A 4,147-nucleotide genomic window follows, 5' to 3' on the forward strand; every position below is an offset into this window, starting at 1 on the left:
ATGGCAGTGAGGTCGGTGAGGTCGGTGAGGCCGGTGAAGTTGGTGGAGACGGTGGTGGCGAAAACGCCGGTGGTGGTGGGGAGGCCGGGGATGTCCATTTTATCTATGCCGGCCTGGAACAGCCGTAAGTTTAAGCATTTCCAAGCATGACACCGGCCTTTTCACGTTCAAGAGCTTCTCTACGTTCACCGGCCCCTAACAGATCCCCCGGCCCCAAACATCCGTCTGTCTCACCCCATTCAAGGGCTCTTGGCGTTTCACCGGCACTCACAAATCCACCGCCATCAAAAAATCCACCGGCCCCATGACATCTTGAACTTCTCTAAGAACTTATAGGCTCAGGCTGAATATTCGCTTCTCACAACACCAGCGTCATCCAATCTCCCCGGCCTGCCAAATCAATACCCCATCCCCAACTACTATTTGGTTGGCATAGCGGGTTATCAGCCAAGGCATCTGCTCTCAGTCTCAGATGGCGTGTTGGAGCCGGTAGTATTTAGGAGTTCCTTGAAATAACGAATATGCCACTCGTTTTCACCGGCATAATAAGCTTTTGTGCTGTTTGGGCTAATTATAACTGAGTTACCGCTCGTAGTTTGGAAGGGGGCCGTTTAGATTTCAGATTTGACACAATGGGTAAGGGAATATTTGCTTCTTTGGCAATCCTCAAAACTTTTTGTCAAAGTAAAGTATCTGGCTGATAATTATTTGAAAGAATACAGCCTAATCTTGTAGAAAAGTCAACTTTAGGGAGCGTCTGTACTTGTGAAAACAGGGTAGCCAATCTTTCTATTCTGACTTGTCTATGAATCTGTAATAACCCTATCAATAACTGAAATGTCCTAAACTGAGGGGGATTTACTTGCTTTGCGAGGTGGTTATGATAAAATCCAGATAATATTTTCGTTGGACGTCAAGGTACAATTGAAACCATTATTTTTTTTACCACACTCTTATCTCAAGATACAACCCATAAGGCTGTTAGACTTCTTGTCACCCCGTCATGAAAAACAGAAAATTATAGAAAATATTCTAGACATAGCACTTTTTATATTGGACTTTGGGGTGAATCATGGGTCGATTCGATGTTTAGTAATTGGCAGGTTGTTGTTGAATTAATGTCTTTGTCTCCACATAAACTACCTAATTATCAACAAGGAATAAGAGCTATGAGGCTTATTCTATCAGCGTTATAAGCGACTTGTCACCCCGACAGGAAGAGTTTAGACCCTTGGCTTATCCAGTAGCATATCGCAGAGAATGCGGCGGCGTTGGGATTTCCCTAATCTCGGCGTCGCCTCTTTTTTATCCGCCTTCTCAAGCGGCGATCACTTTTTTGCAGCGGTAGGGAGCAAGATGCTCCCACTCCTTTGTAGAATTGGGCAATTCCTACAAGACTCCCTATCTAACAATTTTCCTTTTTATAGATAAAAACTGCCTATTCATCAACCGAACAGGTGGAGGCGATCGCCTCCCCCTGAGTTATAATCCAAAAAAACCATTGACACCCGTCCATAAAACCCGTCCATCTAATTTTTTCGGGGACTTCTCCGTCCCTCGGTTAGCTATATCTCCAGCCCTTTTTAAAAGTCTTATTTTTTGGGGCAGGAATAGAGGTAAGATGAGAGACAAATAGGGACAAAAAAACGTTTGTTGTCCCTAAAGGGGTGTTAAATTGCAGCGGTTCTATAAAAAACCCTGTTTTTAACCTCTACTGTACAAGCGTTTTAGGGGTAACTTTTATCCCGGATTGAAATGGGGTCTAATTTCCCACACAGGGATGATTTTTTTTAAGGCAATCTGTTCCGACATTCTTTACCAGGTTGTAAAACAATGAAGGCCAATTTATTCAAACCACTTCCCAAGTTTAAACCTGTGCATCTTCTCAATCGAGTCAAAAAAATTATTCCGCCTTCTTTCAAGCGACAGGGAAAACTTACTCAGCGATACACTTTAGATTTAATCACAGGTAAGCTGGGGAAGTTTGTAAACTCACCTCGACTCTCCCCAGGAAAATTAGAATTATTTGAATCTCAAATAAGCATCCGCCAAGTTATCCCTAATAACAGTTATTTAGAAAATAGGAAGCATAATTTAGCGACAGCGATCGCCTGCATCGAAAATATCCCCATCCAGCCAGGTCAAATCTTTTCATTTTGGCATTTAGTGGGAGAACCCAGCCAACAAAAGGGATACCTAGAAAGTCGAGCGATCGTCAACAATCAACTTAAATATGATTTGGGCGGCGGTTTATGTCAGCTACCCGGACTCCTGTATGTTTTAATCCTCAAAGCCGGTTTAAATGCCCTAGAACAACATCCTCATTCCAAAGATATTTACACCGAAGAAACCCGCTTCGCCCCATTGGGTTCCGATGCTACAGTAGTTTATGGATACAAAGACTTTCGATTTCAAAATACCTTATCCGTTCCCCTCTGTTTCCGCTTCACCCTACTGGATGAAGGGATTATCGCTGAACTCTGTTCCACTCAACCCCTGGAAGAATTCACCATAGATTTTAAAGTAGAACAATTACCGGGGGGAATTAAGCAAGTGGAAACCCTCCGCTATTCTCAACTTACCGACTCCCGGGAAAAAATCACGACAACGATTTATCCCACCTTGGACCCTGATGCTGCTGTGTTGTAAGTTTATGGCATCAAATCTGAGGGCGATCTTCGCTTTGTGGTATCATTAAACGTAAAAGATTTTACGGTCATTGCCGAGGGTCCTATAGGTAAATACTATGGTTGATAATAAATCACTTTTTAATCTTAAGAAAGAAATGAAATTAATCTGACGGGGTGACAAGAAAGCTACAAGGCAGAGTGAATAAAGGTTATAGCTCTCAGTTCCTTCTGAAAAAATGGCAATTTATTAGACTTATTTGCCATTAATTCTTGGGCTAAATCCGACCACTTTTCCATTGCCGCTATCCATAATAGTCCATATTGGCCAATCCAAAAGTTACTATGACGTTTGCAGACTCGTCCTACTTCTTGAAGACGATTAATATATTTTTGTTGCCCCACTTCTTTGATTTTTAACCCTTGTAAGGATGTGATAGTATAAGCGATTGCTATCAATAAAACAAGACGCGTTAAGCGTTCCACAGGAGCTTTAGAGCTTTCCAGATTATAACCCCCACTCTTACAATCTTTAAACATTGCTTCTATTCCACATCTGGCTTTATAAGCAGAGAGTGTTTCTTCCTTGGAGCTTAAATTTGTTAAGATATACCAAGGTTCATCTACGTTTCTGTTTTTATATTTTCGTTTTTGATAACAAGCGAGTGAGAAATTCCCAAAACCCTTACTTTTAGTAACTTTAACTCCCGTGATAAATCTTTTCAATCCGGTCGATAATTCTAGGGTCTTTAGTTGCTTATAGTCTTCTTTTTTAGCTTGTATGTATGTATCGGATTTTTGACGAAGAGCAAAGGCTACACCTTGGTTTTGCAACCATGCAGCCAATTCTACACTATGGAATTCTCGATCTCCAACTACCACATAATCGTAACCTTTCAGGATTCGTATAACTGGCCGTAGTAAGGCTTGTTGTTCTGACAAGTTACTACACCCTCGCTTGTCTAAAAAATTCCAGTAAATCGGCCAGGCTCTTTTTGCCCAAATTACACTGACCATAAACAAATTATAGCCTTTCCACTGTGTTCTCTCTAAGCTCACAAATAAACGTTTTTCTTTACAACAATGAGTTTTGATCAGATGCTGAATTATTGGCAACCAGAGGGTCGCTACACTTAAAAAGGGTAGTTTCAAGAATCTCTGTAAATAACGACGACGACTTTCGTATAATATCGGTTGTGGAAATAGGGCTGCCAATCAATAATCCTGACCTGTTTATGAAATTGTATTAGCCCCACTAATAACTGAAGTGTTAGTAGTTGACGGGTATTTAATCGCTTTGTGAGATGGTTATGATAAAATTCAGGTAACATTTTTGTTGGACGGTCTGGTTTACAATTGGGATCGTTCTTTTTTTTACCACATTCGGCTCGCGCTTCCCAACCCAACAGTGTTTTAGCCCTCTTGTCACCCCATCAGATTAGCACTGCAAACTCAGCACGAGTAAGAGTTGCCAGTGGCTTAAAAGTTTTGTCAGGATATCCTGTAACTAAGCGTTGCGT

General features: G+C 41.5%; 4 protein-coding genes. 1 reads left to right on the forward strand and 3 read right to left on the reverse strand.

The window, feature by feature from the left end:
* Positions 1 to 130: 130 nt before the first annotated feature.
* On the reverse strand, positions 131 to 271 hold the full coding sequence (locus NG798_RS26940) for a hypothetical protein (protein ID WP_261226804.1): 141 nt from the start codon (positions 269 to 271) through the stop codon (positions 131 to 133).
* A gap of 1,562 nt (positions 272 to 1,833) precedes the next feature.
* Here NG798_RS26940 and NG798_RS26945 point away from each other — a divergent pair.
* Positions 1,834 to 2,649, forward strand: coding sequence for a VanW family protein (locus NG798_RS26945; protein ID WP_261226805.1), 816 nt, complete (start codon positions 1,834 to 1,836; stop codon positions 2,647 to 2,649).
* A 167-nt stretch (positions 2,650 to 2,816) separates the two neighbouring features.
* On the opposite strand, the gene NG798_RS26950 is transcribed toward NG798_RS26945, so the two are convergent.
* A complete protein-coding gene (locus NG798_RS26950) occupies positions 2,817 to 3,842 on the reverse strand; it encodes an IS4 family transposase (RefSeq protein WP_261226806.1) in 1,026 nt (341 codons plus the stop codon).
* A 218-nt stretch (positions 3,843 to 4,060) separates the two neighbouring features.
* Positions 4,061 to 4,147 (reverse strand): S-layer homology domain-containing protein (locus NG798_RS28315; RefSeq protein WP_375339008.1); only part of this gene is annotated, 87 nt, incomplete at its 5' end.

It is taken from the genome of Ancylothrix sp. D3o, assembly GCF_025370775.1.
GTDB lineage: Bacteria > Cyanobacteriota > Cyanobacteriia > Cyanobacteriales > Oscillatoriaceae > Ancylothrix.